Annotated in this window: 32 protein-coding genes; 18 read left to right on the forward strand and 14 right to left on the reverse strand. The window is 64.8% G+C overall.

The genetic code is table 11. The features are described 5' to 3' along the window. Positions 1-387 precede the first annotated feature (387 nt). From VG566_RS09720 to VG566_RS09730, 3 genes are all read left to right on the forward strand, one after another. Complete coding sequence (locus tag VG566_RS09720) at positions 388-2,706, forward strand: TonB-dependent receptor (protein WP_241884481.1); 2,319 nt, start codon at positions 388-390, stop codon at positions 2,704-2,706. Between the two features lie 121 nt (positions 2,707-2,827). Beyond that, positions 2,828-3,217, forward strand: a complete 390-nt coding sequence (locus VG566_RS09725) for a hypothetical protein (RefSeq protein ID WP_164109675.1) — start codon at positions 2,828-2,830, stop codon at positions 3,215-3,217. A gap of 93 nt (positions 3,218-3,310) precedes the next feature. Continuing rightward, positions 3,311-3,745: an NUDIX hydrolase gene (locus tag VG566_RS09730; protein ID WP_032958800.1), complete on the forward strand. Its 435-nt coding sequence runs from the start codon at positions 3,311-3,313 to the stop codon at positions 3,743-3,745. Between the two features lie 25 nt (positions 3,746-3,770). Here VG566_RS09730 and VG566_RS09735 read toward each other — a convergent pair whose 3' ends face one another. Further along, entirely contained in the window at positions 3,771-5,276 is a 1,506-nt protein-coding gene (locus VG566_RS09735) for a YifB family Mg chelatase-like AAA ATPase (protein WP_014648717.1), read from the reverse strand. 754 nt (positions 5,277-6,030) lie between these two features. Here VG566_RS09735 and VG566_RS09740 point away from each other — a divergent pair. From VG566_RS09740 to VG566_RS09760, 5 genes are all read left to right on the forward strand, one after another. Continuing rightward, entirely contained in the window at positions 6,031-6,429 is a 399-nt protein-coding gene (locus VG566_RS09740) for an Imm10 family immunity protein (protein WP_111190760.1), read from the forward strand. A gap of 110 nt (positions 6,430-6,539) precedes the next feature. After that, on the forward strand, positions 6,540-6,878 hold the full coding sequence (locus tag VG566_RS09745; RefSeq protein WP_241884482.1) for a hypothetical protein: 339 nt from the start codon (positions 6,540-6,542) through the stop codon (positions 6,876-6,878). Between the two features lie 42 nt (positions 6,879-6,920). Beyond that, positions 6,921-7,361, forward strand: coding sequence for a hypothetical protein (locus VG566_RS09750; RefSeq protein ID WP_049441965.1), 441 nt, complete (start codon positions 6,921-6,923; stop codon positions 7,359-7,361). A 61-nt stretch (positions 7,362-7,422) separates the two neighbouring features. Continuing rightward, positions 7,423-7,794, forward strand: coding sequence for a hypothetical protein (locus VG566_RS09755; protein WP_241884483.1), 372 nt, complete (start codon positions 7,423-7,425; stop codon positions 7,792-7,794). A gap of 84 nt (positions 7,795-7,878) precedes the next feature. Further along, a complete protein-coding gene (locus VG566_RS09760; protein ID WP_241884484.1) occupies positions 7,879-8,436 on the forward strand; it encodes a hypothetical protein in 558 nt (185 codons plus the stop codon). A 52-nt stretch (positions 8,437-8,488) separates the two neighbouring features. Here the strand turns inward: VG566_RS09760 and VG566_RS09765 are convergent, their stop codons facing one another. From VG566_RS09765 to VG566_RS09775, 3 genes are all read right to left on the reverse strand, one after another. Beyond that, a complete protein-coding gene (locus VG566_RS09765) occupies positions 8,489-9,019 on the reverse strand; it encodes a hypothetical protein (RefSeq protein WP_049407998.1) in 531 nt (176 codons plus the stop codon). Between the two features lie 45 nt (positions 9,020-9,064). Further along, the gene (locus tag VG566_RS09770) at positions 9,065-9,421 is read right to left on the reverse strand and encodes a hypothetical protein (RefSeq protein WP_049407996.1); all 357 of its coding nucleotides are present in this window, start codon (positions 9,419-9,421) and stop codon (positions 9,065-9,067) included. Positions 9,422-9,892: 471 nt separating this feature from the next. Then, positions 9,893-10,753: an OST-HTH/LOTUS domain-containing protein gene (locus VG566_RS09775; protein ID WP_164166544.1), complete on the reverse strand. Its 861-nt coding sequence runs from the start codon at positions 10,751-10,753 to the stop codon at positions 9,893-9,895. A gap of 254 nt (positions 10,754-11,007) precedes the next feature. Here VG566_RS09775 and VG566_RS09780 point away from each other — a divergent pair, with 254 nt between their 5' ends. From VG566_RS09780 to VG566_RS09795, 4 genes are all read left to right on the forward strand, one after another. Continuing rightward, a complete protein-coding gene (locus VG566_RS09780; RefSeq protein ID WP_164166542.1) occupies positions 11,008-11,610 on the forward strand; it encodes a DUF998 domain-containing protein in 603 nt (200 codons plus the stop codon). A gap of 389 nt (positions 11,611-11,999) precedes the next feature. Then, on the forward strand, positions 12,000-12,356 hold the full coding sequence (locus tag VG566_RS09785) for a CPCC family cysteine-rich protein (protein ID WP_032958808.1): 357 nt from the start codon (positions 12,000-12,002) through the stop codon (positions 12,354-12,356). Positions 12,357-12,672: 316 nt separating this feature from the next. Further along, positions 12,673-13,161 (forward strand): hypothetical protein, encoded by a 489-nt coding sequence (locus tag VG566_RS09790; RefSeq protein ID WP_164166540.1) that lies wholly within the window; start codon positions 12,673-12,675, stop codon positions 13,159-13,161. Positions 13,162-13,345: 184 nt separating this feature from the next. Then, positions 13,346-13,792: a DUF4279 domain-containing protein gene (locus VG566_RS09795; RefSeq protein ID WP_032958811.1), complete on the forward strand. Its 447-nt coding sequence runs from the start codon at positions 13,346-13,348 to the stop codon at positions 13,790-13,792. On the opposite strand, the gene arr is transcribed toward VG566_RS09795, so the two are convergent. Next, positions 13,785-14,219: an NAD(+)--rifampin ADP-ribosyltransferase gene (arr, locus tag VG566_RS09800; RefSeq protein WP_241884485.1), complete on the reverse strand. Its 435-nt coding sequence runs from the start codon at positions 14,217-14,219 to the stop codon at positions 13,785-13,787. The genes VG566_RS09795 and arr overlap by 8 nt on opposite strands. Positions 14,220-14,345: 126 nt before the next feature. Then, entirely contained in the window at positions 14,346-14,597 is a 252-nt protein-coding gene (ubiK, locus tag VG566_RS09805) for a ubiquinone biosynthesis accessory factor UbiK (RefSeq protein WP_005419983.1), read from the reverse strand. Positions 14,598-14,752: 155 nt separating this feature from the next. On the opposite strand from ubiK, the gene VG566_RS09810 reads away from it, so the two are divergent. Then, positions 14,753-15,091: a P-II family nitrogen regulator gene (locus VG566_RS09810; RefSeq protein WP_005411374.1), complete on the forward strand. Its 339-nt coding sequence runs from the start codon at positions 14,753-14,755 to the stop codon at positions 15,089-15,091. Between the two features lie 125 nt (positions 15,092-15,216). On the opposite strand, the gene VG566_RS09815 is transcribed toward VG566_RS09810, so the two are convergent. Further along, positions 15,217-15,876 (reverse strand): RIO1 family regulatory kinase/ATPase, encoded by a 660-nt coding sequence (locus VG566_RS09815; protein ID WP_032958814.1) that lies wholly within the window; start codon positions 15,874-15,876, stop codon positions 15,217-15,219. A 436-nt stretch (positions 15,877-16,312) separates the two neighbouring features. On the opposite strand from VG566_RS09815, the gene VG566_RS09820 reads away from it, so the two are divergent. After that, positions 16,313-17,218: an aspartyl/asparaginyl beta-hydroxylase domain-containing protein gene (locus tag VG566_RS09820; protein ID WP_032954620.1), complete on the forward strand. Its 906-nt coding sequence runs from the start codon at positions 16,313-16,315 to the stop codon at positions 17,216-17,218. 86 nt (positions 17,219-17,304) lie between these two features. On the opposite strand, the gene speE is transcribed toward VG566_RS09820, so the two are convergent. Then, on the reverse strand, positions 17,305-18,159 hold the full coding sequence (gene speE, locus VG566_RS09825) for a polyamine aminopropyltransferase (protein WP_053495283.1): 855 nt from the start codon (positions 18,157-18,159) through the stop codon (positions 17,305-17,307). Between the two features lie 191 nt (positions 18,160-18,350). On the opposite strand from speE, the gene speA reads away from it, so the two are divergent. Beyond that, positions 18,351-20,240, forward strand: a complete 1,890-nt coding sequence (gene speA, locus VG566_RS09830; RefSeq protein ID WP_014648708.1) for an arginine decarboxylase — start codon at positions 18,351-18,353, stop codon at positions 20,238-20,240. Between the two features lie 37 nt (positions 20,241-20,277). Then, positions 20,278-20,598, forward strand: a complete 321-nt coding sequence (locus tag VG566_RS09835) for a DUF6122 family protein (RefSeq protein WP_241884486.1) — start codon at positions 20,278-20,280, stop codon at positions 20,596-20,598. Positions 20,599-20,761: 163 nt separating this feature from the next. On the opposite strand, the gene VG566_RS09840 is transcribed toward VG566_RS09835, so the two are convergent. Genes VG566_RS09840 through VG566_RS09850 form a run of 3 tightly spaced genes read right to left on the reverse strand, consistent with a single transcriptional unit; the run spans position 20,762 to position 23,027 of the window. After that, positions 20,762-22,081, reverse strand: a complete 1,320-nt coding sequence (locus VG566_RS09840) for a sensor histidine kinase (protein WP_241884487.1) — start codon at positions 22,079-22,081, stop codon at positions 20,762-20,764. After that, positions 22,078-22,737 (reverse strand): response regulator transcription factor, encoded by a 660-nt coding sequence (locus VG566_RS09845; protein ID WP_069117716.1) that lies wholly within the window; start codon positions 22,735-22,737, stop codon positions 22,078-22,080. Before VG566_RS09845 ends, VG566_RS09840 begins: the two co-directional genes overlap by 4 nt. Beyond that, a complete protein-coding gene (locus VG566_RS09850) occupies positions 22,737-23,027 on the reverse strand; it encodes a PepSY domain-containing protein (RefSeq protein ID WP_014648704.1) in 291 nt (96 codons plus the stop codon). The genes VG566_RS09845 and VG566_RS09850 overlap by 1 nt, the downstream gene beginning before the upstream one ends. Before the next feature lie 145 nt (positions 23,028-23,172). Between VG566_RS09850 and VG566_RS09855 the strand changes: the two genes are divergently transcribed. Beyond that, positions 23,173-23,607, forward strand: coding sequence for a PepSY domain-containing protein (locus tag VG566_RS09855; RefSeq protein ID WP_241884488.1), 435 nt, complete (start codon positions 23,173-23,175; stop codon positions 23,605-23,607). Between the two features lie 83 nt (positions 23,608-23,690). Here VG566_RS09855 and VG566_RS09860 read toward each other — a convergent pair whose 3' ends face one another. From VG566_RS09860 to VG566_RS09870, 3 genes are all read right to left on the reverse strand, one after another. Then, positions 23,691-24,170, reverse strand: coding sequence for a hypothetical protein (locus tag VG566_RS09860; RefSeq protein WP_014038776.1), 480 nt, complete (start codon positions 24,168-24,170; stop codon positions 23,691-23,693). A gap of 125 nt (positions 24,171-24,295) precedes the next feature. Continuing rightward, complete coding sequence (locus VG566_RS09865; RefSeq protein WP_241884489.1) at positions 24,296-25,504, reverse strand: FAD-dependent oxidoreductase; 1,209 nt, start codon at positions 25,502-25,504, stop codon at positions 24,296-24,298. 13 nt (positions 25,505-25,517) lie between these two features. Further along, on the reverse strand, positions 25,518-26,012 hold the full coding sequence (locus VG566_RS09870) for a lipocalin family protein (protein WP_241884490.1): 495 nt from the start codon (positions 26,010-26,012) through the stop codon (positions 25,518-25,520). A 182-nt stretch (positions 26,013-26,194) separates the two neighbouring features. Between VG566_RS09870 and VG566_RS09875 the strand changes: the two genes are divergently transcribed. Beyond that, positions 26,195-26,443 (forward strand): hypothetical protein, encoded by a 249-nt coding sequence (locus VG566_RS09875; protein WP_014648700.1) that lies wholly within the window; start codon positions 26,195-26,197, stop codon positions 26,441-26,443. Positions 26,444-26,512: the final 69 nt, after the last annotated feature.

Consider the following 26,512-nt stretch of genomic DNA (forward strand, 5'->3'; position numbering starts at 1 on the left):
ACAAACGGCAAGCGCCGACCAAGGTCGGCCTCTACCAGGCCCCATTCGTCCCGGTGGGTGCCAACCTTGGTTGGCACACGAGCACCGACCAAGGTCGGCCCCCACCATGCCGGGGCTATACCCACGTATAGCCCACCCATCCCCACCGCCATCGGCGCTGTACCACCGCGCAATGGCGTATGCGGCAGCGCGATGCAAGAATTTCGCACGTCGAAATCACGCCATCGAATCCTGCGGCAGATGATCGTCTTCCTCTGCTGACCGGCGCGCACCGCGCCGTCGCTCTCTCAACGCAATCGCACCGCCAGCCAGGGCGCCGACACCGGCGCTGCAACGCGCTGGGCGTGCGCCTGCGCGGCTCTCTCCCTGCACCCTGGATCTACCGCCATGAACACCCCACCCACGACGCGCCTCGCCCTGGCCATCATCGCGGCCACCACTGCACCTGCCTACGCCGCAGAAACGCACGACGCCGCGCTCGACACGCCCACCACGCTCAACGCCCTGCAGGTCATCGCCACGCCGCGCGGTGCGGCCGTGGCACCGACCCAGGTGGTCGGTCCCAACCGCTACATCATCAAGGCCGAAGACCTCGACGCGATGGTCACCGGCAACAACGGCCTGGCCATGCTGAAGCAGGTGCCGGGCGCGAGCTATACCGCCACCGATGGGCTGGGCCTGGATATCTCCGCCACCAGCCTGTTCGTGCGCGGCTTCCGCATGAACGAAATGGGCATCACCTTCGAAGGCGTGCCGCTGAACGACAACGGCTTCCTTTCGCTCACCGGCACCAGCGTGGTGAACGTGGGCGTGCCCGATGGCATCGGCGCGATCACGGTCAGCCCCGGTGGCGCACCGGTCAGCGTGTTCTCCAGCAGCGTCAACGGCGGCAGCCTGGAATACCGCCTGCGCGACCTGCAGGACACGCCCAGCCTGCGCGTGAAGCAGGGCGTGGGCAGCAACAGCACGCTGGTCACCACCGTATCCGGGCAGACCGGCCAGCTCGGTGAGCATGGCCCGAAAGTGCTGGTCGACCTGCAGCGCGTGTCCGCCGACAAGTACCAGGGCGAGGGCACGCAGAACTTCCTGCGCGGCGACCTGAAGCTGCAGCAGGACGTCGCCTGGGGCGATGTCACCGTGTTCCTGTCCGACAGCAAGGCCAAGGTCTGGGGTTACAACAACATTTCCTTCGACATGATCAGCAAGCTGGGCTGGAAGGCCGACATCTTCTACCCGGACTACGCCTGGGCGTACTACGTGGCCTCGCCGGAGAACGCAGACAAATCCTGCGGCGCCTATACCTGTGGTGAACTGTCCGGGCTTATTCCCTACGACACCGGCCAGAGCACGCGTGACCGCGTGTCCTCGATCAACCACCGCTTCCAGATCAGTCCGGCGCTGAGCGGCAACGTGCAGCTGTACAACGCCAACAGCCACACCCAGGCCACGCTGACCGACCCGAACGTGCCGTCGCCCAACGGCGCGCCGTTCTCCGAACAGGTGCAGACCCCGCGCCTCAACCGGCTGGGCGGCATGCTCAATCTGCAGTTCGAGACCGGCGCGCACACCTTCACCGCCGGTTTCTGGCAGGAGAAGAGCAAGGCCGCGGCCAAGACCGAGTGGTACCAGCAGCCGCTGCTGGGCGAGGGCCCGCCGCTGAAGGCCACCGGTCCGTTCGATGTGTACGGCCCCGCGTTCAAGACCGACAACGCATCGAGTTGGGTGACCCGCTCGCGCCAGTTCTACCTGCAGGACGACATCGTGTTGAACGACACGCTGAAGCTGGGCGTTGGTTTCAAGGCCGTGGACTTCCGCACCAGCGGTGGCGGCCTCGGTGATGCCAAGGACCGGCCGGTGAACGGCACGCTGCGCGCGAAGAGCAACTTCCTGCCGCATGTCTCGCTGTTCTGGAGCCCGACCGAATCCACCGATGCCTTCATCGACCTGGCCAATACCATGAACGGCTACCGCGTGGCCCAGCGCGGCAACATCGGCTACACCGCCTCGGCGTGGACCATCACCGACCAGGAGGAGTTTGACCGCGTGGCGGGTACGCTGCGGCCGGAGAAGAACTGGAACCTCACCGTGGGCGCATCGCATCGTTTCGACCGGCTGACGATCACCGGCGACGTGTTCTACAACGACATCCGCAACCGCTTGCTGTCGGCCGCCATCGGTACCCAGTTCGCGCAGATCAACACCGTGCGGCTGATGCCGAAGATGCACGTGATCGGCGCTGACCTTGGCATCACCGCCGACCTGAGCGACCACCTGCAGTTCTACCAGGGCGTGGCCGTGGCCCGTTCCTACTACGACAGTGACTTCGTGGTGGGCGACACGGTGTACCCGATCAAGGGCAACGCCCAGCCGGGTTACCCGCAGATCTCGCTGGTCAGCGACCTGTCGGCGCATTTCGGCGATTGGCGTTTTGGTGCCACCAGCACCTCGTACCTGCGCCAGCCCTTCACCTACGAGAACGACATCCGCGTGCCGACGTTCTGGCAGGTCAACACCTATGCCGCCTACCGCTTCGGTGCCGACAGCGCCGTGCCCGGCCTGGAGCTGCGGCTGGACGTGAGCAACCTGTTCAACCGCCACAACATCGGCACCGCCACCATCGCCGGCTCGTCGTTCTCGGGGGATTACCAGACCCTGCAGCGCAGCGCGCCACGGCAGCTGATGTTCAGTACCTCGATGGCGTTCTGAGGCAGCGAGGGTGGGGTCAGAGCCCTTTGCTGCGCAAAGGGATCCGACCCCCAAAACCCGCCCGGAAGCCCGCCTTGCGCAAACAACAGGGGTTTTCTGGCAGCGACGCAAGGTTCCCACAATGTTGCTGGGTCATTCTGTTGGCATGGCACAGCACACCCCGCCAACCCGATTGTTCGGCATCGGCGGCCCACGACGGCCCCGGCCGGCGCTTTCCGTGGCGCCGGCGATCGACTTGCAGGGCGAGTACCAGTTCTGGCAGGTCTACGAACGCGTGGTCCGCCCACTGCCCGGCGGCGGGCTGCGTCGGGCCTGGCTGGTGTGCCAGAAGGTGTACCGGGACCGCCTGCGGTTCCCGCATGACACCCGTGAAGCCGCGCTGGCGCGTGTGCTTTTCGGTAGCAACAGCACGCCCGAGCGCGCAGCCGAACTGCAGGACCTCTTCGGCCTTGTCAGCCGCCGCATGGCGTCCGTTGCCGTCCGGCGACAAGCGCCCACGCCGGGAAAGTGAATCACTGGCCAGGAATCGACACGCGTTGATGGCTTTATCTCGGTCCGCCTGCTTTTGGCCTATTCTGGGGCGGGCCGGTAAGGACGGGAAACGATGGAAATCAGACGATCTGCACGCCTTGTGATCGTTGCTGAGGATGCGGTGCTGCTGTTCCGATATCACGATGAACACCACGCTCCCTTCTGGGCTACACCGGGTGGGGAGCTTCTGCCCGGGGAGGGATATGCGGACGCCGCACGGCGTGAGCTCAGGGAGGAGACCGGATTGGATCTGCCGATAGGCGTGCGGCTGGAAAAGCGCGATGCCGTCTACGCGGTCGCCCGATCAACGCCCGCGCGATGGCTGGAAGAGTATTTTCTGGTCCGCAGCCCCAACCAGCCCGACATCCAGCGTGACGGATGGACGGAGGAGGAAAATGCCACGATCAGGGCGTGGAAATGGTGGCGCGTAGAAGAGATGAGAGAACAGCCTGCTTCCCTGTTCAAGCCGGAATGGCTGCCGGATCTTTTTGAACGTGTGCCCGCATGACGCGGCCTGATTCTGCCCGCTGCAATTACGTGCTCGCCTTCCCGCGGTCCAACTGCCGGTAGCCAATGGCCTCGGCCAGATGCGCCGTCTGGATCGTTTCGCAACCCGCCAGATCGGCAATCGTGCGCGCCACCCGCAGAATCCGGTGCATCGCCCGCGCCGACAGCTGCAGGCGCTCGATGGCCTGTTCCAGCATGTCCTGATCTGCCTCGCTCAGTCGGGTACAGGCCCGCAGTGCCGCCGGCGGCAGATGCGCGTTGAGCCCGCCACGCACCTGCTGCTTGGCATGGGCGGCTTCCACCCGTGCACGTACCGCCGCACTGGGCTCCCCCAGCGGCGTGCTCTCCCGCAACTCCACTGCGTCCATACGGGCCACACTGATATGCAGGTCGATACGGTCCAGCAACGGACCAGACACCCGCGCACGGTAACGGTTGATACGCTCGTCGCTGCACAGGCAGCGGTTGCTGCGGTCACCGGCCCAGCCGCAGGGGCAGGGATTCATCGCCGCCACCAGCTGGAACCGCGCCGGATATTGCACGCTGCGTGCCGCGCGGGCGATGCGGATGTGGCCGGATTCCAGCGGCTCGCGCAGGGTCTCCAGCGCGCTGCGGTTCCACTCTGGAAGCTCATCAAGGAAAAGGACACCGTGATGGGCCAGCGAGATCTCACCGGGGCAGGGTGGATTGCCGCCGCCTACCAATGCCGCCGCGCTCGCACTGTGGTGCGGTGCCCGGAAGGGCCGCTGCCGCCATCGTCTGGGGTCCAGCCCTTCGCCACTCACCGAGGCAATCGCGGCCAGCTGCAACGCCTCGGCTTCCTCGGTATCCGGCAACAGGCTGGGCAGGCGCGAAGCCAACAGCGTCTTGCCGCAGCCAGGGCTGCCGATCAACAACAGATGGTGCCCACCGGCGGCCGCCACTTCCAACGCGCGCCGTGCATGCGCCTGCCCCCGCACGTCGGCCAGATCGGGCAGGGGCAACGGTGTCGTGTCCACGCGCTCCACGGGCGGCAGCAGGCGCGGATTGCCCAGACCGGCACAGCACTCCAGTAGCGTGCGCGCCACGCGCACATCCGCGTGCTCGGCCAGCGCCGCCTCGGCGGCATTGCCGGGCGGCACCACCAGGATGCGGCCGGCATCAGCCGCCGCAATCGCAGCAGGCAGCGCTCCGGCCACCGGCCGCAGTTCGCCGGTCAGCCCCAGCTCGCCCAGGAACTCGTATTGCAGCAGCGACTGCGGATCGACCTGGCCACTCGCGGCAAGAATGCCCAGCGCGATGGCCAGGTCGTAGCGCCCACCTTCCTTGGGCAGGTCGGCAGGCGCGAGGTTGAGCGTGATGCGCCGCTGCGGAAAGTCGAAGCGTGCACAGAGCAGCGCGGCACGCACGCGCTCGCGGGATTCGCGCACGCTGGTCTCGGCCAGGCCGACAATCTGGGTGGCGGGTAGGCCGCCAGAGAGGTGCACTTCCACCCGCACCAGCGGGGCATCGACCCCGGCGCGGGCACGGCTGTGGACCAGCGCCAGGCTCATGTGTGGATTCCTGCAGAAAGACGCCTGATGATGCGGCAGGTAATCTGCGTGGGACTATCGGGGTTTGCCGGCAATGCGTCTCGGGGTATTTCTGCCTGCAAAGGGCGCAGCGTGCGCATCGAGGGCAAATGATCTGTGCAGCGCGGCTCTGGGATGGCGGTCTCGCAGGTCTTGCGTCAGACAAGGCGTACTACAGGGCAGTGAAGGAAAGGAGCGAGCTGAAATGCAGTGCATTCGAGTACTGATGGCCCTCTCGCTCGCCATGGGCCTGCCGGGGTGCCGGGATGAGGTGGAGAGTTCAACGTATCCCATTGGCCAGACGGGAGAGACGTGCACAGCCTACAAGGGCTTCGACCGCCAGCCTCCTGAAGTAGTTGTGGCCGAGCTTGCCAAGCGAGGGTTGGATAGTCGCCGATTGGTGCATAGGACAGTCTGCGGCCCGATCACAAGTTGGGACATTCTCCCCGCAGGGGCGTCGATCGATCGGACACCTCCGCCAGACGCATATGTAAGCGTCCACCTGCTGGAAGACGGCTCGGTTTCCGTCAGTACAGACCGCCCCTGACGTTGGCGCCGTCCTTGATGATCGAGCGGCGGGCGAACAGACAAAAGTACGGATGGGCTCGCAGGCGGGGCGAGTGGCACCCAGGTGGGCTGGAAGGGTGACAACGATGCGACCCTGCGTGCTGAGAGCGGCACCAGGACAGCGGCGGAGTAGACATTGAGTTTTCCACATGTCAGGAGTACCCGGGAAATGTACAGATTCAAGGCCGAAGTCGTTTCCATGGAGGAAGATGACTACTGCATCGTAGTTGGCTTGGCCGACAGCTCGACGAATCCGTCTCGTTACGTGGTATTGCAGAACGCGAAGGCGTATGACGACCAGGACGAAGAGTTGGGCATGGCGCACGCCCATATCGAGGTCGGTGGAGGTCTTGAGCCTTGCTATGGCGGTCTGGTGCATATCTCTCTGCGGCGCATGGAGCTTGAGCTGTCTCTCTCCGAAAGTGCACAGAGGAAGCTTGGGATCACTGGTGGGATTGCAGTGACACTGAAAACGTTGGAAAACGGCAGCAAGCTGGAGGCCGCGTTGCGGAAAATCTGTGTTGCGGAGGGTATTCCGCTTGATCTGAACTCGTCTGGACGGGATTGAGTTCATGCTGTGCCGCACTGCCTGCGAGAGGCGGGCTGAGCGGGGACAAGAGGCAGTAGGTCCGGACAGGCGAATGTGTTCCGGCTCATTTTCGAAGCCGGGGGAGTGGTATGAAAGCTGACGAATTTGTATCCGCTATCCAGCGCTATGTGCTTGAATCATCCGTGGGTAGTACGATCTCGAACCTGGCGTATCCACCGGGCCGTCGGGTGGCCCCAGACCTGTTGGCACGGTCCGAATGGTTCAACAGCTTGTCCGCTGTAGAAGCCGACATGTTGCGAGCCGTTGCCGGTGAAGCTGCCCGTTCGGCGGTCTTCGGGTTTCTGGCGGTGCTTGATGGCACCCGTGTCATCGATTCAGAGAAAGGCATCTTCGAGCTTCACCAAGTGGGTCGCGAGAAGCGCCTGGCGAATCCGTCTGGCATCGATCTACACGACCTGCTCGAATAGGTGCGGGATGCGCGCGCAGCACTGACATGGAGCGTGGGACTGATGAAACTGAACTTCGTGGCGGACTGCGACTGGGAGTCGCATGTTGGCAGGATAAAAAGTCATTACGTAGAGCGCTCCGCCACATTCGAGTCCAGGAGCTACGGGAACGAAGTGGCTTCTGTGGCATTGCTTTTCGTGTGTCGAGATCCCGAGCTGGATTTCAAGCGAAGAGTGCAGTTTCGACGAAAGAAGGCGGAGTTCTATACCGATGTGATGCTTGACCTGCCGACCATCGTTCCGCTCTCGATGAAGGAGAAAATGCGGTATGTCTCCCGCGAATTGCTTGAGCAGTTGGCGGAGCAACTGGGCAGGGTGAAGTTCAAGGACTTCGACCATGCAAGGTTTCTGATGGATCTGAAGGTATGGCTGGAGGACATCGATAGCCGTTACAACGGCCAATCGTCGGGTGCATGGCACTATGCCTCGGGCGAGGCGTCCTAGTCGCTCCGGAAGTCACCGATGCTTGTTGGCTGGTCAGTTTTCTCAACGGAATGGGGGGCCATTGCAGCGCTATCTTTGTGTTCTGGATGTAACAGGCAATCTTTCGGCGGGCCGCGATGTCGAGCAGCTGCTCCCCGATCGATATGAGTTGGATCAGCGTGTGATTCGCTTTGTCTCCATTGAGCAGGCCAATCTGAACGCCTGGAGGGTTCGTCTTTGCGAAGTGTTTGACAATGGAGCGCCTGGCTTCATCGACGTGTACGAGTTCGAGGCGGTGGATCCGGATCATCCCTTTGGTACCGAGTGGACGTTTGATTCGGTTGACGGTGCCTTGAGGTTCGCGCGGGACGTGCTGAGGACCAGTCAGGGGCGCTATGTGAACCAAGGACTGATTCAAGACGAGTACAAGGACTGCTATCACCCGGAATGGTGATACGCCTCTGGAAGGAATGGGCTATCCGCGCATGAGTCACCAATGTCCTGTGATCATTCCTTCAGATGGATGGACGAAGTTGTCATGAAGACACGCAGATTCATTTTGATTGCGCTGGGTATGTTGCCTGCGGCTGCAGGCTTTCCCGCAGGAAGTCCACGTGTGGACTTTGTATCGAAAGCCTTCCGCGATGGAAGTTTCATCCCGCATGTCTACAGCGAGCGGGATGTCCTGCGCCGCTATGGTGATGGCGAGATGGTCGTGGACACGGCAGGACTGATGCGGCGCAGGTACCTGGATCCCACCACCCGATGGGAGGTGCTGATGACCTCCAACCCTGACGTCGCTCCGGAGTTCCGAACCATCGATGAGATCCGCGTTTCATCGATCAGCGCGGGGCAACCCGCTGCAGGCAGAACCGAGAGCTTGCGCGGCGTGAAGCTGAAAGGCGTTGCCATGGGTGACCCGGCGTCCAAGGCTGCCAGCGCAGCAGGCGGGTATGGCCCGAGGGACACAGAGCAGGCAACGCTGGGGGGCTTCAAGGTCGAGCGCACCTGTGGGTTCTCGGAAGGTGGATCGAGCATTTGCTTCTACGTCCGGGATGGAAAAGTGGTTGCGATGGCACTGGGGTTTGGCCCTTGACCAGTTGCTGCGCCCCTTGCGGTGCAGGCACAGCGCAACTGTGAGCGTCAGCCTACGATGGCACTTCAGCGCTGAAGTAGTTGGTGGGATCGGGCTGGCGGCGGCCTGGGGCCCCAAGCAGGCACCGCTGCTCATCCAGCACCAACCCATTGAAGCGCCCAAACCGCGTCTCAACCCACGAAGGCCCCGCACTTTCCACCAGCAACCGCCCCTGGCTCTGGTGCAGATCCAGCCAGCGCTCGAAGCTGATGCGCAGACGTTCGATATCCGGTGCCCGCCAGCGTGCATCGGCAGGCATGCGGATCAGCACGCGCGAGGGCGCGTTCTCCACCTCCATCACCAGCACGCCCTTGCAGCGGATCTCGAAGGACGTCGCCCCGGCATGGCGCGTGTGCAGTTCAAAACCCTCGTGGGCCTTCGCGGTCACGAAGCCGAGTGCATCACTGTGCAGCAGGCGGTAATCGGCCGGCTGTAGCTTCTGGTAGGCCCACACCTGATCGCCCGCTGGCTCGGGCCACTCCACCCACATCGCGCCGATCACCGCGATGCACACCATCGCAGCGGCAAGGCCGTGCATCTTCATTCGTCACCCCGCACACAGGCAGAAAGGTCCGCGCCATAAGCGCGCTCATTCCTTGGGTCGCATCCGCTCGTGGATGAAGGCGGTCAGCGCCAGATCGGCCATCACCAGCCCCTCCATCACCCGGTCGCCGACGTACTGCTCCGGCTCCCCGTTCTGGCGCGTGCGCTCGGCCGCCAGCAGGATCTCCTGCACGATGCGCTGGCCGGTAAGCGCGCAGTCGGCGTCGGACAACTGCATCTGCCGGCTGCGTAGAGGGTGTCGCTCGGGCCAAGGCTGGCCGTCGGCCGCAGCGCCCGCGCCGATGGCGTGCAGGATGGCGATGAGGCTGTTGGGGGCCAGGGCCGGAGCGGCCGAGGGCGCTTGCTGGATCGGGCGTGGGGGAGGGGAGTGCGGCGTGGTCACGGCGGGCTCCGTGCATGCAGGCGGACGCCGCCACCGATAAAGGTGGCGGGCAGAGCGTGGCTCGAAAACCGGATGTTGGGAACCGGCGGGTACAAGACCCCCACGCCCCGCCCGCCATAGCCGGCAGACGGATTGCCAGCCGGCACCACGCGCGGTGGTGCCGGCTGGCAAGCGCAAACTACTTCCCAACAAAACGGGCTTTCGAGTCCCGACCACCGATGCACGGTGGCGCAGTAACGATTACCTGCTGTTGTTCGGAATTCCAACGGGTGGGGGGCAATGCCGCCAAAACCCGAGACGCTTTTGGCATTGTCGCATAGCACCGGAAGCGGCGAGAGCCTTGGCGTGCTTGGCGCAGCGGCACTTCTGGAACGGAGTCGTCAGAACCTTCCGCTAGAGACGCAGGGAGCGGCAAATGCGACAGCACTTGGTAGGCGAAAGCGTATTGCTACTACCAATAGCGGCGCCTGGCTAGCCAGTCGAATCTGGCCGCTCGCGGAACCAAGCCCCGAACTGGCCGTGGTGCGCGAAGTGGCGCAGTTCGAACTGACGAGATTCGTGAATGACGTGCCGCCATCGGGCACAGCCGTACTTCTTGGGGGTTTGTTCCGGGTGGTGCTCTGCTACCCAGCGAACGGCTGTGTCCACACTCACCCAGCCGTCGATCGCCCGTTCTCGGAAGGCCTGTCTCAGCGCACTGACAATACCTGTGAGCGGCCAATGGATCTGCCCATCAGGCGCGATGCCGTTGACCATAAACTCATGGAACTGGGGAGAGTGAACCAGCTCCGCAAAGGCTTTCGCTCCCCGCGCAACATCTGCCGCAAGTGCACGCAGCCGTTGAAACTGGCGGTCGATCTGAGCGTAGGAACGGCTGAGTGCAGCCTGTGCCTTCAGGCATCCTTCGACAGTCTGGATATCGTATTGCTCGATGAAGTGGTGAACGAGCACGTTCCTGAGGTTCACCAGTTCGCGCAGGTCGGCTTGCAGCGTTGCATGGGATTGCTCTGGAAACTCTAGCCCCATGTGCAGAGCGACGAAGCTTGAATTGCTGTCGTAACCCGATGGGCCGCCAGGGGCTTCGCTGCCCTCTTTGACCACGCATTCGGCAGTCAGGTGACCTACCAGCACCCCCATGGTCTTGCCGCTGATCTCTGCTTTGCGCTTGTCCAAAGCCATTGGGAGTGTTTCCGGCGTACCGAACAACTTCTGAAAGGCGAGCATGGATTTCATCAGTTGCTCGCACTGCTGAAGTCGCAGAATGCAACGGCCAAGAAGCTGTTGCACTTCGTGCTGTGCACCGACAATGTCATTCTGGTCGACGGCGGACATGGCAAACCTGAGCATGGGACACGTCGACTTTACAGCCAGAGATGGTGGACGCTCAGGCTGGACCAGAATGATGAGGTTGTTGTCTGCATCGCTTGCGGGCATGAGTGACTTTCTGCCTATTGACCCCTTAGGGCGTCGCGCAGAAGGTGACTACCTCTGTAGTCAGCCGGAGCCACCCTGCCCCGATCAGGAAGGTTCTGCGGTGTTTGAACGGATTCCACCCACTGGCGCAGGCCAAACAAGGACCACTATACGTGTCACGCCGCAGCCGACTGCTTCTCTGCGCGGGTCTGCTCCCGCTTCCGTGGTTCCTGTTCTGGACCAGCGTTGCCGCCGTGCTCGCGCCGGGCTACAACCCGCTTGCGCAGCACGCCAGCGAGCTGCTGCAGGCGCCCACGCTTGCAAGCATCTGCGGCAGGATCGCCGCCCTCGGCTCCGGCGTGGGCTTCGTGGCGTTTGCCATCGGGATATGGCGGGAGTCCGGCCGGCGGATTGCCGTAGGCGCAATCTGCTGGGCGATCTTTGGCATCTCCATGCTGACCAACGGGCTCTGGCCCATGGGCCATCCGATGCACGGCTTCTACACCATCGGTATCGCCAACATCATTGCACCGGCGATGTCGCACATCGAACTGAGCGCGTGGTCGGCCAACCGAAGGGCGTACGCCGTGACCGCTGTGGTGAGCATCGCGGGGATTGTCTATCTCTGGTTGAACGTGGTGGGGGCGGATCCGGAGGGATTCAGGGGGCTGACACAGCGCCTGTTCTCGTCGATCAACTCGCTGTGGCCGTTCCTGGTTGCGCTGTACCTGCTGCGCAGGGATTCAAGCGCGCTGAAGGCGCAGGCTGCGCATTGATGGGGGCGCGCGACAGGAACATAGAGGGCCGAACAAGGACTTCTCGATTCTCCGGCCCCAGCTCAAGGTGATCTTCTCGGGATTCATGCCAGTGTGCTCGCTGTTCAAGCCGTGGGTGCTCTTCAACCATCTGTTCCTTGATGCTGGCACCACGGGTGGCAAGAGGGGAAAGGTCGTGCGCGCCTTCTGCTATAAGTAGCGCAACCGCGCCCAGAGAAGGCTCTTGCGATTGATGCCCGCTCTTGGCTGAATGCAAACGTGCCGGCGCCAGACAACGCGACCCGGAATGCTAGAGGCCGCTCTCGATCCGAAGCGGACGTTCGTCCCCTTCAGCCCTACGCGACACCTGCCAGTCCAGTGATTCGTCTACCTGAGGTTCTTGGTTCTCAATGATCGATCTGCCTTGTCCATCGTGTGGCTTCCTGACCCTGGAAGACGTCTACGGGTCCCATGCCATATGTCCGATCTGCAACTGGGAGGATGACGGAGTGCAACTTGCCAACCCCACATCCACCGGCGGAGCCAACGGCGAGTCTCTGGCGCAAGCGCAGCAGAATGCTCTTTCCAGTTTCCCCCTTGGCGTCGAGGTCGCAAGCGGCTTTCGCCGCGGATCTGGCTGGCGCCCTTTGTCCAGCACGGAGATCGGGCACTACGAAGCTCTAAGGGGCGGCAATCACTGGCACAGCAAGAGTGTCTCGTACGAGAAGGAGGCTTACTGGTCGATGCTGGGCGTTCTTTCGATCTGAAGCACTTCGCGGCTCAACTCATGGCGTTCGCGAATGTCCACCACTGGCCGAGAGCGGACATTGGCTCGCGCAGGGTATTTCCTGTGGATCACTGACCAGCCAGCGACCCGTAGCGGACATGGCCCAAATGTCTTGAACGTGGATTTCGCGGGGCGTCTGATCCTATGCCTGGATCTGGCCATGCGCCGGCTTGATGGCCGAACCCAGCCGCCCTAGGGTCGCGCTGTATCAGGGGAAAGCACGCCACATGGTGCTTTGTGGGCAGGTCGTATGACCGGACCCAAGTGTCCATCCATCCACCAGGGAGTCAGGTCCCATGAGAAACATGGCAGTGCTCCTACTCGTGCTTGCGCTTGCCAGTCCAGCTGCAGTCGCAGCGGATAGCCCTTCGTCACACGCCGTGCTCAATCGGATTGCCAACGAAGGGGGGCGCAAGGTGCTTTGGGACCTGTGGCAGCACGAGCGGGAGTTTGGGCAGATCACCTCTGGCATCGAGTCAGGCGATCGTGCATGGCTCGAGGTTGCGGCTGCGCTAAAGCCGTTTTCAGATGCGGGTGCCTCGCTATCCATCAATTACGCGGTAGCCCGTGCATTGCCCAAAGCGCCTGAGCGGGTCTTGGCATTGACCACCCAGGGATTCAAGCTCGAGGACATCTGCACATCGCCGTTCATCGAGCCAGATCCGGGAGTCGCGGAGGCGTATGAACGACGTACGCTTGCGGCACTTTCACGACTGAAGGGCACATCGGTTGCGTCCGTTGCGGCAGAATGCGCGGCGCAGGTCCGCCTTCCGGATGGGGCTTGATGATTTTTACGGCTGGGCTTTTTGGACATGTTCAAGTAGGGACCGGCCAGCTCTCCGTTTGAGCCCAAGCCGATTCCCCCGGTTCGGCCTATTCTGAAGCTGCTGTCGTTCGGTTCCGGCCGGAATCTGACATCAACGAGGCCTACGCACTGGAATACATTCCGAAAAGGACAACTGGATTACCATGGCCGCATTCGATCATTCCCTGGTAACCCTCCGATTCCTCGGAGACGACCTCCTGCCCGAAGAAGTCAGTGCCTTGCTCGGATCCACTCCAACCGCATCGCATCACAAGGGGCAGGAACTCAGAGGCAACCAATCAGGCACCGTGCGTATCGCCAGGACTGGAAGCTGGCAACTTGATGCGGAGCGTCGTGAGCCTGAAGATCTGGACGCTCAGATCTTCGAAATCCTCGATCAGCTCACCGGCGATCTCGCCGTATGGCAGTCTCTGGCACGCTTCCGACCTGATCTGTTCTGCGGTCTTTTCATGGGCAGCAGCAACGGTGGTGTCTCGCTTTCGCCTCGCGCGCTACTCGCCTTGGGTGAGCGCGGCATTGAGCTCGGGCTGGACATCTATGAAGCCGATGAAGAAGTGCGCAACGCCCAGCGCCAGCAGGCCATCAGTTGATGATCTCCCCACTCCCCGAAGCAACAAATGCCTTCAACTGCCGAACGAACTCCGGGTCGTAGAGCTCCCACTCCACAATCTCCCCAACCACCCGCAACGGCCGCGCACTCCGATACGACCGCGTCGGGTTCCCGGGAAACTTCTTGTTGGTCACATTCGGATCGTCTTCAAACGGCCCGGTCGGCTCCACCACATACACGCGCGGCCGCCCCTCACCGCGGGCCATCTCCGCAGCCAGCCCGGCGCCCTTGGCAATCGTGGTGAAGTAGACGTGGTTCATCACCACGCTGTCGCGATAGTTGGAGCGGAAGCCCGCGCTCAGCAGCTCGCCCACCGCCAGATCAGCGCGGGTGCCGTGATAGAACGGCCCGGCGACCTGGTCGCAGGTGTCATGCGAAACGGGTGTCCAATCGGTGTCCTGCGCCATCGCTGCTGCCCCTCTCTGTGCTGCCGGATCGACAGGCCGGCGAGTCTAGGGCGTCCGGTGGGCCTTGCTGCAAGGGCCCATCCGGGAAATAATCTGTAAACGGGAGGCGCAGTGCGCCTCCTTTTTTCATTCTGCGGCGCCGCGCCCTTCCAGCTCGCGCACGGCAGTTTCCAGTGCATCCAGCTTCTGGCGGGTCTTCAGCAGCACGGCGCGCTGCACTTCGAACTCCTCGCGGGTGACCAGGTCCAGCTTGGCCAGGCCGGCCTGCAGCGCGCTCTTGAAGGTGGCCTGCAGTTCCTCGCGCGATTCGCGCAGGCCCGGCGGCACCAGGTCGCTGAGGCGACGGGCGAGGTCATCGATTTGGTTCAGGTCGATCATGGGGTGCTCCGTGGGGGTGGGCCCGTGCATCCGGCGCGGGCAGGCCATTCGGGCACAAGGATACTGCTGGCACCCACTGCCCGGACAGGCCGCAGCGGCTTCGCACGGGCCGCGTTCAGGCGCTATCCTCCACGCCGGAAGACAGGAGATAGACGATGAAGATGGTCATGGCGGTGATCAAGCCGTTCAAGCTCGACGACGTGCGCGAAGCGCTGGCCGAGCGTGGGGTCACCGGGATCACGGTGACGGAGGTGAAGGGCTTTGGTCGCCAGAAGGGCCACACCGAGCTGTACCGTGGCGCGGAGTATGTGGTCGATTTCCTGCCGAAGGTGAAGCTGGAAGTGGCGGTGACCGATGACCAGGTGGAGGCGGTGGTTGAGGCCATCGTGAAGGCCGCCGGCACCGGCAAGATTGGTGACGGCAAGGTGTTCGTGTACGACCTGGGCAGCGTGGTGCGTATCCGTACCGGCGAGTTGGACGCGGACGCGTTGTAACCCGCTCGGCGGGATGTTGTAGAGCCGAGCCCATGCTCGGCTGCATTTCGCGCGATGCAGGAACAGCAGCCGAGCGCGGGCTCGGCTCTACAAAGAGCGGTAACGCGGTCGAGCGAGCTCGACCCCTACCGGCGCTTGGCCCACTTGTAGAACCGCTTCCAGCCCTGGCGCACGGCGGCGACCCAGCCCGGGTCGGCCACCAGTGCGGCCTGCGCGGCGCTCGGCGCCTGGCCGGTCACGCGCTGGCGGATCTTCAGCAGGTTCTTCATGTCGCTGCGGCGCATCTGCCGGCTCAGCGGGCCGCGGCGCAGCCAGCGGGGTACGCGCCAGGCGGAGGTGAAATCCAGTAGCACCGGCACGCCGCCACTGACCACCACGTTGGTGCCATGCAGGTCGTTGTGGGTGATGCCGGCGGCGTGCAGGCGGCTGAGCGCGTGTTGCAGCTGCTCGAACACGTCATTGCCGACGGCCTGCGCGGTGCTCAAGGTCTGGCCGGGAATGAACTCCATGCCGAGTGCCAGGCCGCCCAGGGTGCCGAGCAGCGCGGGGGCATGCTTCCAGCCGCCGAGGCGCTGCAGCATGCGTGCTTCACGGCGCACCATCAGCCGCGCGATCAGCGAAACGGGAGTGCCGCGGTAGCGGGAGTAGTCCTTGATGACCGCCTCGCGCCCGTCCAGGCAGGTGCGGTAGACGTCGGGGGCCAGGAAACGTTCGCCGCGCTTGAGCAGCAGCGGGGAGGCGGCATCATTGCCGCAGGAGGAGGGGGGAAGAGCAGGAAGATGCATGTCGGGGTCTCGGACGACCCGGTGGGTGGCGCAAAGCGTCAAGCGAACCGGTGTTACAGGGAGTTACTAAGTTTTCGTTAATTTTAGTACTCGCCAGTTCGCTATTCCACGATTTGTCGGAGAAATGTCGGGGTCGTGGCTGGAACAGTTCGTCACGCAGAATCGGACAATTCCGTCTCACTTATAAGGTTTGCCCTGCTGGATCAATGAGTTGGGCGCGCTTCCAGCCCATTCATCGGCGGCGCGCTGAACGCCACGCACGTCCGGCTTGACCCCGGCGCACGCCCTGCCGACCATAAGCTGTTAACCCGCGACATCGGCGGCCGCCCCCCTCCGGCACGTCCCCGTCCCCTGCCGCGTTCCGAACCGGTGCTGGCCGCCTGGCCGTGCATCGCCCCGTTTCCCGTTCCGGCCGCGGCTGGAGGAAAGTGCTTTGATCATCAAAATCGTCATTGCAGCGCTGTTCGTGGCCTGCGTGCTGTACATCCACTTCCGTGGCAAGGTCCGCGCGCGCTGGTCGCGCCAGCTGCTGGACCACTCCAGTTTCATGGCCCCGATCAACGTGGTCATGTACATGTTCTCGAAGGTGCCGACCACGCCGTTCCTGGACCCGGGCAAAGAGTTCCCGCAGCTGGAGCCGCTGCGCCAGAACTGGCAGATGATCCGCGACGAGGCGCTGGCGCTGCGCGACGCGCAGAAGATCGCTGCCTCCAGCACGTTCAACGATGCCGGCTTCAATTCGTTCTTCCGTCGTGGCTGGAAGCGCTTCTACCTGAAGTGGTACGGCCCGTCGCACCCGTCCGCGAAGACGCTGTGCCCGAAGACCACGGCGCTGATCGAGTCGATCCCGGACGTGCGTGCGGCGATGTTCGCGCAGCTGCCACCGGGCAGTGAGCTGCGCCCGCACCGCGACCCGTTCGCTGGCTCGCTGCGCCTGCACCTGGGCCTGAGCACGCCCAACGACGATGCCTGCTACATCGAAGTGGACGGCATCAAGAAGAGCTGGCGCGACGGCGAGTGGATGATGTTCGACGAGACCTACATCCACCATGCGCACAACGAGACGCAGCAGGACCGGGTGATCCTGTTCTGCGACATCGCCCGCCCGCTGCGCTTCGGCCTGCCGGGCCTGTTCAACCGCGCGGTGGCGGCCACGCTGCTGGCCGGTGGTGCATCGCCGAACCTGCCGGGTGACCCGACCGGTGGCGTCAACAAGGCGTTCGGCAGTGTCTACAAGGTGCGCCTGAAGGCCAAGGCACTGCGCGAGCGCAGCGTGGTGGCCTACCAGCTGATCAAGTGGGGCCTGGTGGTGGCGGTGATCGCCGGTATCTGGGCGCTTTGATCGTTACATGAGGTTGCCGGCCAGCGGCCGGCACTACCGGAACATGAAAAAACCCGCGCTGTCGCCAGCGCGGGTTTTTGTTTGGATCAACCCTTCAGTGCCGCCTGCACGAACGGCGGGGTCACCAGCACGCCGGTGTGCAGCGCGGCGGTGTAGTACAGGGTGTTGAAGGTCTTGGCGGCCGAGTCGGCCTGGCGGAAGTCGAAGCTGCTGTCGCCCTTGCGCGCCATGGTCACGCTCCACCAGCCGGTGGGGTAGCACGGCTGCGGGAACGGCAGGGTCTTGAACGAACCGAAGCCGGCCTTGCCCATCTCGGTGCGCATTTCGTTGATCAGGTCCAGCTGCATCAGCGGCGATTCGGACTGCTGCACCAGGATGCCGTCGTCCTTCAGGGCCGTGAAGCAGCTCTCGTAGAAGGCCTTGTTGAACAGGCCTTCGCCGGGGCCGACCGGGTCGGTCGAATCGACGATCACCACGTCCACGCTGCCGGCCGGGCAGTTGGCCATGTAGGCCACGCCGTCGTCGAACAGCAGCTCGGCGCGGGCGTCGTCGTTGGAGTCGCACAGTTCCGGGAAGTGCTTGCGCGCCATCACGGTGACCTGCTCGTCGATGTCGCACTGGGTCACGCTCTCCACGCCCTTGTGCTTGAGCACTTCGCGCAGGGTGCCGCAGTCGCCGCCACCGATGATCACCACGCGCTTGGGCGCAGCGTGGGTGAACAGCACCGGGTGGCTGATCATCTCGTGGTAGAAGAAGTTGTCCTTGCTGGTCAGCATGATGGCCCCGTCGATGGTCATCAGGTTGCCCCAGTCGGTGGTCTGGAAGATCTCGATCTTCTGGAACGGCGACTGCACCTCGTCCAGCTTGCCGGTGATGCGGTAGCCGATGGCCGAGCCGGTGCGCTCGAAGTGTTCGATGTACCAGTTGTTGCTGTCAGTCATTGGAAAACAGTCCTGTTCGGAGGGGTGGAGCCGGGCTGGCGGGCGGGGCCGCGTGGCACAGATGCCACATCCGGACGGATCGGCCCGTTCAGGTTGGAACCTGTCACGGGCGCGGGCGCGCATGATAACGAACCTGTGGGCATATAGGCGTTATCATGCCCCCCCTTTTATTGCCAACAAGGCCGACTGAAATGACCGATTGGTCCCTCGACCAAGCCCGCAAGACCTACTCGATCCCGCATTGGGCGGACGGTTACTTCGACGTGGATCAGGCCGGGCACATGGTGGTGAGACCGACCGGGGCGGACGGCCCGGTGGTATCGCTGCCCAAGGTGGTGGACGCTGCGCGCGCGGCCGGTGCCAAGCTGCCGCTGCTGGTGCGCTTCCCGGACATCCTCGGCCAGCGCCTGGGCAAGCTGCAGGCGGCCTTCGCCCAGGCCCAGCAGGACTGGGAGTACAGCGGCGGCTACACCGCCGTGTACCCGATCAAGGTCAACCAGACCCGCGGCGTGGCCGGCACCCTGGCCAGCCACCACGGCGAAGGCTTCGGCCTGGAAGCGGGCAGCAAGCCCGAGCTGATGGCCGTGCTGGCGCTGTCGCGCCCGGGTGGCCTGATCGTCTGCAACGGCTACAAGGACCGCGAGTACATCCGCCTGGCCCTGATCGGCCGCAAGCTGGGCCTGCAGACCTTCATCGTCATCGAGAAGCCGTCCGAGCTGAAGCTGGTGCTGGAAGAGTCCAAGGCGCTGGACGTGAAGCCGGGCCTGGGCGTGCGCATGCGCCTGGCCTCGCTGGGTGCCGGCAAGTGGCAGAACAGCGGTGGCGACAAGGCCAAGTTCGGCCTGTCGCCGCGCCAGCTGCTGGACCTGTGGAAGTCGCTGCGTGACACCGAGTACGCCGACTGCCTGAACCTGCTGCACTTCCACATGGGTTCGCAGATCTCCAACGTGCGCGACATCGCCAACGGCATGCGCGAAGCCACCCGCTACTTCGTGGAGCTGTCGCGCCTGGGCGCGAAGATCACCCACGTCGACGTGGGGGGGGGCCTGGGCGTGGATTACGAAGGTACCCGTTCGCGCAGCTTCTGCTCGATCAACTACGGCCTGCATTCCTACGCCAGCAACATCGTGCAGCCGCTGGCCAATGCCTGCGAAGAGTTCGGCCTGACCCCGCCGCGCATCGTCACCGAGTGCGGCCGCGCAATGACCGCGCACCACGCGGTGCTGATCGCCAACGTGTCGGAAGTGGAAGAGGCACAGGAAGGCCGCGTGCCGGACCAGCACGACGACGAGCCGGCAGCGATCCGCCACCTGCGCGAGATCCACGACGAGCTTGACGTGCGCCCGGCGGTGGAGCTGTTCCAGGAAGCGCAGCATTTCCATGCCGAAGGCCTGGCCAGCTACGCGCTGGGCCAGATCGACCTGCCGCAGCGTGCACGCATCGACGACCTGTTCTACGCCATCGCCCATGGCGTGCGTGCGCGCCTGAGCTACGACGAGAAGAGCCATCGCCCGGTGTTGGACGAACTGAACGAGCGCCTGGTCGACAAGTACTTCGTCAACTTCAGCGTGTTCGAATCGATCCCGGACGTGTGGGCGATCGACCAGGTGTTCCCGATCGTGCCGATCGAGCGCCTGGATGAAACCCCGGACCGCCGCGGCATCATCGCCGACATGACCTGCGACTCGGACGGCATGGTGGAAACCTATGTCGAGAACGAGAGCCTGGACAGCTCGCTGCCGCTGCACAAGATGAGGCCGGGCGAGAGCTATCGCATCGGCTTCTTCATGGTCGGCGCCTACCAGGAAATCCTGGGCGACATCCACAACCTGTTCGGCGATACCGACGCGGTGGAAGTGCTGGCCGATGCCGATGGCTACGCCATCACCCAGCAGCGCCGCGGCGACACCACCGACGTGATGCTGGATTACGTGGGTTACCGCCTGGACGAACTGCGTGCGACCTATGCGCAGCGCGTGGCTGCGGCGCAGCTGTCGCCGGAACGCGCGCAGGAACTGTCGGACGCGCTGGAAGCCGGCCTGACCGGTTACACCTACCTGTCCGACGAGCCGCTGGTGTGATGGACGGCACCGGGCCCGCCCGGTGCCACCGTTGCCGATGAGCGCGCGCGCGATCTTCCACCTGTTCCTGCATGCCGCCGTGCCAGCGTTGCTGGCATGGCTGTTCTGGCGCAAGCGCTTTGCCTCGGCGTGGCTGCCGATGCTGCTGGGCTGGATCATCGACCTGGACCATCTGCTGGCCGAGCCGATCTATGCACCGAACCGCTGCAGCATCGGGTTCCACCCGCTGCACACCGCACCGGCCATCGCGGTCTATGCGGGGCTGTGCGTGCCGAAGAAAACGCGGTTGTTCGGTATCGGTCTGATCATCCACATATTGCTGGACGCGATTGATTGCTGGTGGATGCATCACCGTTGATGCTTGGTGCGTGTCGACCAAGGTCGACACCTACCGGGTGCACGGCGACCGGTCGGATTGGCGCTCGGTAGAGCCGGCCGCTGGCCGGCTTCCGCTGGGTGTTCCCGGTGATCACGTGGCTGCCGGCCAGCGGCCGGCACTACCCACCGTTGGGTTGGCCGCGTCACGCCACCGGCAACCACAACGTCGCACGCAGGCCCGGCTGCGCATTTTCCAACGCCACGCGCCCGCCATAGCTGGCAGCGATATCGCCCACGATCGCCAGGCCCAACCCGCTGCTGCCTTCGCGCTCGTCCAGCCGCACACCACGCTGGGTGACCCGTTCCAGCGCGTCTGCGGCCAGGCCGGGGCCATCGTCGCGCACTTCGATGCGTAGTTGCCCTTCGCTGGTTTCCGCTTCGACAGTGACCTGCTGTTGCGCCCAGCGCCCGGCGTTGTCCAGCAGGTTGCCCAGCATCTCCTCCAGATCCGCACTGGCGCCGGCGAACTGCAGCGCCGGATCGATGCCTGCCGCCGTGAACGCAATGCCACGTTCGCCATGCACGCGTGCCATCAGCCGGCACATCGCCTGTGCGACGGCCGCCACGTCGGTGCGCTGGCGATGGTCGGCAGCCAGTCCTGCAGCCAGGTAACGGTCAACACTGGCCTGCATGCGCGCACTCTGCTCGCGCACGGTGGCACGCCAATGCGTGCCGTCGCTGTCAGCTTCGGTGGCCAATACGCTCAGTGGAGTCTTCAGCGCGTGCGCCAGATCCTGTGCACTGGTGCGCGCACGCGCGACCATGCGTTGCTGGTGGTCCAGCAGCGCGTTGAGTTCTTCACCCAGCGGTGCGACCTCCGCGCCCAGTCCCTGTGTGTCGATGCGCTGCGCATCGCCGCGACGTACCCGTTCCAGCTGCGCACCGAGGCGATGCAGCGGGCGCAGGCCGAAGTGCACCTGGCTGGCCAGCACCGCCAGCCACGCCGCGACCAGCACGCCCAGTGCGATGGCGGTGCGCTTGCGGAACGCGGCAACATCGGCATCCAGCGCGCTGCGGTCGGTGGCGACCACGGCCACGAACGGTTCGCTGGCGCGTGGCAGGCGCACCTGCTGCACGCGTGCACGCAGGAATTGTTGCAGCGGCCCGGGCAGATTGCGCGTGGCCGGCCCGGCGGCCTTCGCCGGCAGGGTTTCATCCCACAGCGAGCGCGACTGCAGCAGCACGTGGCCATCGGCACCGGCGATCTGCCAATAGGCACCGGAAAACACGCGCTGGAAGCGCGCATCATTGGGTTCCTGGCGCAGGCGCAGCTGCCCGTCCGGGTCCACTTCGGCCTGTGCCAGCAGGGTCAGCATGTCCTGCTGCAGTTCGTGGTCGAGGCGGTCGCGCGCGCTGCGCTTGAACAGCTCGCCCAGCAGCGCGCTGGCCAGCAGCGAGACCAGCAGCAGCCCGACGCCGCCGGCCAGCAGCAGGCGCCGCCGCAGCGACGGTTGCCGGTTCATGGCGCGGCCAGCCGCCAGCCCTGGCCGCGCACGGTCTGGATCAGGTCGATGCCGAGCTTGCGGCGCACGCGTCCGAGCAGCACGTCCAGTGCGTTGGAGTCCGGGTCGTGGCCGCCGTCGAACACCTGTTCGCCCAACCGGTCGCGGCTGATCACCTGTCCGCTGTGGTGGATGAAGTAGCTGAGCAGGCGGAATTCCTGCGGACTCAGTGGCAGCGCCTGTCCATCCAGCTCGAAGCGGCCGGCATTGACGTCCAGCTGCAGCGGGCCGCAGTGCAGGCGCGGGCTGGCGTGGCCATGGCTGCGACGGATCAGGGCGCGCAGGCGCAGCACCAGTTCGTCGGCCTGGAACGGTTTGGTCAGGTAATCGTCGGCGCCGGCATCGAAGCCGGCCAGCTTGTCGTGCCAGCGCCCGCGCGCGGTCAGCACCAGCACCGGAAACCCCCGGCCGTTGCCGCGCCAGCGCTCGATCACGCTCAGTCCATCCAGCCCGGGCAGGCCGAGGTCGACGATGGCGGCCTGCAGGTCTTCGATCTGGCCGATTTCTTCGGCCTGGCGACCGTCGGCGACCACCGCCACCACATAGCCGGCCTGTTCCAGCAGGGGCACCAGGCGCTGTGCCAGTGCGGCATCGTCTTCGGCCAACAGGATGCGCATCAGTCGTCGAGCTCCGTCTTCAGCAGCTTTCCGCTGCGCGCATCATAGTCCAGCTCCACCACCACGCCGTCGCCGCGCAGGATCTCCACTTCGTAGACGCCGTCGTCCAGCTCCACTTCCAGCAGCTGGCCGGGGTAGCGCTTGAGCGCATCGCGCACCACGCTCTCCAGCGGCATGTAGCGGCCCTGCTGCACGGCGCGACGCGCGACCTGCTGCGCCGGGTCCTGCAGGGGCGCGGCGGCGGTCGGGGCGTTGGCCAGGGCCAGCAGCAGGGGCAGGGTGGCGAGCATGCGGGTAAGGAAAGAGAGAGGGGTACAGGCGCGAGTGTGGCGGGGATGACTAACAGCCGGCTAACAGCCACGGCTAAGGCGCTGTTAACCGGGCCATGCATCGTGGCGTTGCCGGGATGGTCCGGCCACGAACAGGAGAACCCCCATGTTGAAGTCGCTCACCCTCGCCACTGTTGCCCTGCTTGCCGTCGCGCCGGCCGTACAGGCCGCGCCGCTGGGCATGGCCCAGGTTGAACAGACCCTGCGCAAGGCCGGCTACACCCAGATCCACGAGATCGAACGCGATGATGGCCTGTGGGAGGCTGACGTGAGCCGCGCCGATGGCCGCTTCAGCGAGGTCTACGTGGACCCGAAGACCGGCGAGATCTTCGATGAGCACAGCGGCCGCGCGCTGCTGACTACCGAGCAGGTGCTGGCACGGGCGCAGTCGCATGGCCTGCGCGAGATCCATTCGCTGGAACGCGATGGTGCGACCTGGTCGCTGGAAGCCCGCAATGCCCGCAACCAGAAGGTAGAGGTGCGCGTGAGCGGCTATGACGGCCGCATCCTGCACAGCGAGCGCGATGGCTGGCTGGATTGACGTTGGCCTCTGTAGAGCCGAGCCCATGCTCGGCTTTGCGGCCAACCGTAGCCGAGCATGGGCTCGGCTCTACAGGGGCTGGCTTACCAGCCGTACGGCGGCGGGTAATCCCAGCCAGGCCCGCGGCCGTAGTAGCCGCCATACGGGCCGAAGAAGCCCGGGCCCTTGCCCTCACTCACGTGGATGTTGAGGTTGACCCCATGGGTCTTGCCTTCATCGGTGGTGTAGTTCTTGCTCAGGTTCAGCGTGGCCGCGTTGTAGTGGCTGTTGCCGCCGTTCTTCGAATAGCCGATGCCGGTGGTGAAGCTGCCGGACACCTTGACCTTGTCGTCGGTCACGTCGGCGATCTTCGCATCGTCGTGCACGCGCGGGCCGCTCTTGTCACCGTAATAGGTGCCGGGCGGGTCCTGCTGCAGGGCCGGGTCGTTGAGGTAGCGCATCGGCGCCTGCGGCAGCGTCAAGTCCAGGCCGGCAGCCTGCGGCGCAGTGGCGCCAGCGGCGGACTGGGCCAGCACGGTTCCCGGCAGGGCCAGGCACAGCAGCAGGGTCAGGGGGCGGATCATGACGGCGCTCCAGCGGACAGGTGGCCGCGCAACTCGCGGCGGTACAGGCCGACGCTAGCAGGGGTTGCTTGAATGATGCCTGTCGGCGCCGGATTGGGGTAGAGCCGGCCGCGGCCGGCTGCAGGTCACAACCGCCCGAACCCGAACAGCCTTTCCAGCGCATGCTTGCGCCGCTCGATCCGGGCCCGCAGCAGCTGGGCGCCGATCATCGAATAAGTGATGCCGTTGCCGCCGTAGGCCATGGCGAAATGGACCCGCGGCCCCCACTGCGCGTGCGGGCCGAAGAAGGGCAGGCCGTCGGCGGTTTCGGCGAAGGTGCCGGCCCAGGAAAAGGCGGGTATCGGATCCAGCCGTGGGAACCAGTGCCGCAGTTGCTTCATCAGCTTGCCGGCCTTGCCATCAACGCGCCGGTCGCGCCGGGCGGGGATATCGATGGCGTCGTCCAGCCCACCCACCAGCAGGCGGCGGTCGCCGGTGGCGCGCAGGTACAGGTACGGGCGGGCGCTTTCCCACACCATCGTGTTGCGCAGCCTGCCGAGCACGTCCGCTTCGATGGGATCGGTGATGAAGGCATAGCTGCTGCGGTTGCGCGCAACCCGCTGTTCCAGCCACGTCTGGTTGGCATAGCCCATGGCCAGGACCACGTGGCGGGCACGGACCGAGGCGCCGGCCTCGGTCATCGCGGTTACGCCCTGCGCGCCAGGCTTGAGCGTGTGCAGCACGGTGCGGTCGTGCACATGGCCGCCGCGGCGGCGCACTCGTTTGAGCAGGCCGTAGGTGAGACAGTAGGGATCGACCCGCGCCGCCTGGCGGGTCAGCAGGGCGCCGCCGGCTTCCACGTCGAAACGCTCGCGAAGCGCTTCGCGGTCCAGCCAGCGGGCATCCAGGCCGATGCTGCGCCGCGCCTCACCTTCGGCCATCAGGCGCGGCACGTCGCGATGGCGGCTGGCCAGGTACAGGCTGTCCATGCGCTGGAAATCCACGTCCTTCAACCCGCGTGCCACTTCGCCCAGTGCCGGGATTGCCTCCGCGCAGGCCCGGTACGCCCGTGCTGCGGCGTCCTGCCCGTAGCGTTCGGCCAGTTCGAGCAGATGGGTATCGATCTCGTACTGCAGCAGCGCGGTGCTCGCGGCCGTGCTGCCCCAACCGATATCGCGCTGCTCGATCACGGCCACGTCATGGCCATGGTGGGACAGCTCGTCGGCAATCAGCGCGCCGGTGATGCCGCCACCGACCACCAGCACATCGCAGCGCAGATCCTTCTCCAGCGGGGGGAACGCCTGGATCAGTCCGTTGCGTACGGCCCACCACGGGTAACCGCTTTTCAGGTCCATGCGTGCGTGGGGCTCAGGCTGTGGGTTTGCCGGTATGTGGCGTCTGGATCCGTTCGGACAGATCGAAGCCCTGCAGGCGGGCCGCCGCCAGATAATGGTCCTGCACGGTCGCGTCCAGGCGCGGCTCGCGCGCCAGCAGCCACAGGTACTTGCGATCCGGGCTGCCGACCAGCGACACGCTGTAGTCCGGGGCGATCTGGATCACCCAGTAGTCGCCCTTGGCGAACGGCAGCCAGCGCAGGCCCTTGGGCAGGAAGCTGACCTCCAGCCGCGCGCTGTCGTTGTCGACAGCGCAGGCCTCGCCGGTGGCCTCTTCGATCTCGCCGTCCATGCGGCAGCGGTTGGTGACGCCGACGTTGCCGTTGTCGAGCAGGGTGTAGTGCGCCGATACGTCGGTGCAGCCTTCCGGCTCGTGGCGCATCGGCAGGCGTGCGATCTCGTACCAGGTGCCCAGGTAGCGCGGCAGCTTGAGGTCGGCGACGGTTTTCAGCGGCGGGTGCTCGGTCATCGGCGGTCGTGGCAGGGGTGGGCCTCCACGATGCCGATGGCCTTGCCATGGGCGGGTGAAGCCGGGGCGATGGCCGTGTCCAGAACGTTCCGTCGCCCCGGCGGAGCGCCCGTTGTCACCGGCCTGGGGGTATCCTGCCGCCAGCGCCGTGTTTTCCTGATCCAACCGAGGTGGAGGTGCCGATGTACCAGGTGATCCTGTTGAAGAGTGAATCTGCGTTCGCGCGCGAACAGTGGCCGCAGGTCGACGAACTGGTCGACTACGAAGGTGTGAGTTACAGCCTGCGCGCCGGCCCGCGCCAGCCGCTGCCGACCGACCACGACTGGCACCCGGTGGCGGTGTACGCGCCCGATGAGATCACCGAGGAAGAGTTCCAGGACTGGTATGCGCTGCAGCAGCCGACGGTGGAAGAGCTTCGGCTGAAGTACTGATGCGCGACGCTGGCGGGGCCGCCCATCCGGCCTTGACCGGCTCTGCCGTATAGTCGCGCGCAGGCGCGG

It is taken from the genome of Stenotrophomonas sp. CASM114 (genome assembly GCF_049384325.1).
Lineage (GTDB): Bacteria > Pseudomonadota > Gammaproteobacteria > Xanthomonadales > Xanthomonadaceae > Stenotrophomonas > Stenotrophomonas muris.

What these genes read in the sequence shown, in the direction of transcription:
- VG566_RS09720 (WP_241884481.1), top strand. Translation starts at nt 388, where the DNA reads ATGAACACCCCACCCACGACGCGCCTCGCCCTGGCCATCATCGCGGCC.
- VG566_RS09725 (WP_164109675.1), top strand. Translation starts at nt 2,828, where the DNA reads ATGTTGCTGGGTCATTCTGTTGGCATGGCACAGCACACCCCGCCAACC.
- VG566_RS09730 (WP_032958800.1), top strand. Translation starts at nt 3,311, where the DNA reads ATGGAAATCAGACGATCTGCACGCCTTGTGATCGTTGCTGAGGATGCG.
- VG566_RS09735 (WP_014648717.1), bottom strand. Translation starts at nt 5,276, where the DNA reads ATGAGCCTGGCGCTGGTCCACAGCCGTGCCCGCGCCGGGGTCGATGCC.
- VG566_RS09740 (WP_111190760.1), top strand. Translation starts at nt 6,031, where the DNA reads ATGTACAGATTCAAGGCCGAAGTCGTTTCCATGGAGGAAGATGACTAC.
- VG566_RS09745 (WP_241884482.1), top strand. Translation starts at nt 6,540, where the DNA reads ATGAAAGCTGACGAATTTGTATCCGCTATCCAGCGCTATGTGCTTGAA.
- VG566_RS09750 (WP_049441965.1), top strand. Translation starts at nt 6,921, where the DNA reads ATGAAACTGAACTTCGTGGCGGACTGCGACTGGGAGTCGCATGTTGGC.
- VG566_RS09760 (WP_241884484.1), top strand. Translation starts at nt 7,879, where the DNA reads ATGAAGACACGCAGATTCATTTTGATTGCGCTGGGTATGTTGCCTGCG.
- VG566_RS09765 (WP_049407998.1), bottom strand. Translation starts at nt 9,019, where the DNA reads ATGAAGATGCACGGCCTTGCCGCTGCGATGGTGTGCATCGCGGTGATC.
- VG566_RS09775 (WP_164166544.1), bottom strand. Translation starts at nt 10,753, where the DNA reads ATGTCCGCCGTCGACCAGAATGACATTGTCGGTGCACAGCACGAAGTG.
- VG566_RS09785 (WP_032958808.1), top strand. Translation starts at nt 12,000, where the DNA reads ATGATCGATCTGCCTTGTCCATCGTGTGGCTTCCTGACCCTGGAAGAC.
- VG566_RS09790 (WP_164166540.1), top strand. Translation starts at nt 12,673, where the DNA reads ATGAGAAACATGGCAGTGCTCCTACTCGTGCTTGCGCTTGCCAGTCCA.
- VG566_RS09795 (WP_032958811.1), top strand. Translation starts at nt 13,346, where the DNA reads ATGGCCGCATTCGATCATTCCCTGGTAACCCTCCGATTCCTCGGAGAC.
- arr (WP_241884485.1), bottom strand. Translation starts at nt 14,219, where the DNA reads ATGGCGCAGGACACCGATTGGACACCCGTTTCGCATGACACCTGCGAC.
- ubiK (WP_005419983.1), bottom strand. Translation starts at nt 14,597, where the DNA reads ATGATCGACCTGAACCAAATCGATGACCTCGCCCGTCGCCTCAGCGAC.
- VG566_RS09810 (WP_005411374.1), top strand. Translation starts at nt 14,753, where the DNA reads ATGAAGATGGTCATGGCGGTGATCAAGCCGTTCAAGCTCGACGACGTG.
- VG566_RS09815 (WP_032958814.1), bottom strand. Translation starts at nt 15,876, where the DNA reads ATGCATCTTCCTGCTCTTCCCCCCTCCTCCTGCGGCAATGATGCCGCC.
- speE (WP_053495283.1), bottom strand. Translation starts at nt 18,159, where the DNA reads ATGACTGACAGCAACAACTGGTACATCGAACACTTCGAGCGCACCGGC.
- speA (WP_014648708.1), top strand. Translation starts at nt 18,351, where the DNA reads ATGACCGATTGGTCCCTCGACCAAGCCCGCAAGACCTACTCGATCCCG.
- VG566_RS09835 (WP_241884486.1), top strand. Translation starts at nt 20,278, where the DNA reads ATGAGCGCGCGCGCGATCTTCCACCTGTTCCTGCATGCCGCCGTGCCA.
- VG566_RS09840 (WP_241884487.1), bottom strand. Translation starts at nt 22,081, where the DNA reads ATGAACCGGCAACCGTCGCTGCGGCGGCGCCTGCTGCTGGCCGGCGGC.
- VG566_RS09845 (WP_069117716.1), bottom strand. Translation starts at nt 22,737, where the DNA reads ATGCGCATCCTGTTGGCCGAAGACGATGCCGCACTGGCACAGCGCCTG.
- VG566_RS09850 (WP_014648704.1), bottom strand. Translation starts at nt 23,027, where the DNA reads ATGCTCGCCACCCTGCCCCTGCTGCTGGCCCTGGCCAACGCCCCGACC.
- VG566_RS09855 (WP_241884488.1), top strand. Translation starts at nt 23,173, where the DNA reads ATGTTGAAGTCGCTCACCCTCGCCACTGTTGCCCTGCTTGCCGTCGCG.
- VG566_RS09860 (WP_014038776.1), bottom strand. Translation starts at nt 24,170, where the DNA reads ATGATCCGCCCCCTGACCCTGCTGCTGTGCCTGGCCCTGCCGGGAACC.
- VG566_RS09865 (WP_241884489.1), bottom strand. Translation starts at nt 25,504, where the DNA reads ATGGACCTGAAAAGCGGTTACCCGTGGTGGGCCGTACGCAACGGACTG.
- VG566_RS09870 (WP_241884490.1), bottom strand. Translation starts at nt 26,012, where the DNA reads ATGACCGAGCACCCGCCGCTGAAAACCGTCGCCGACCTCAAGCTGCCG.
- VG566_RS09875 (WP_014648700.1), top strand. Translation starts at nt 26,195, where the DNA reads ATGTACCAGGTGATCCTGTTGAAGAGTGAATCTGCGTTCGCGCGCGAA.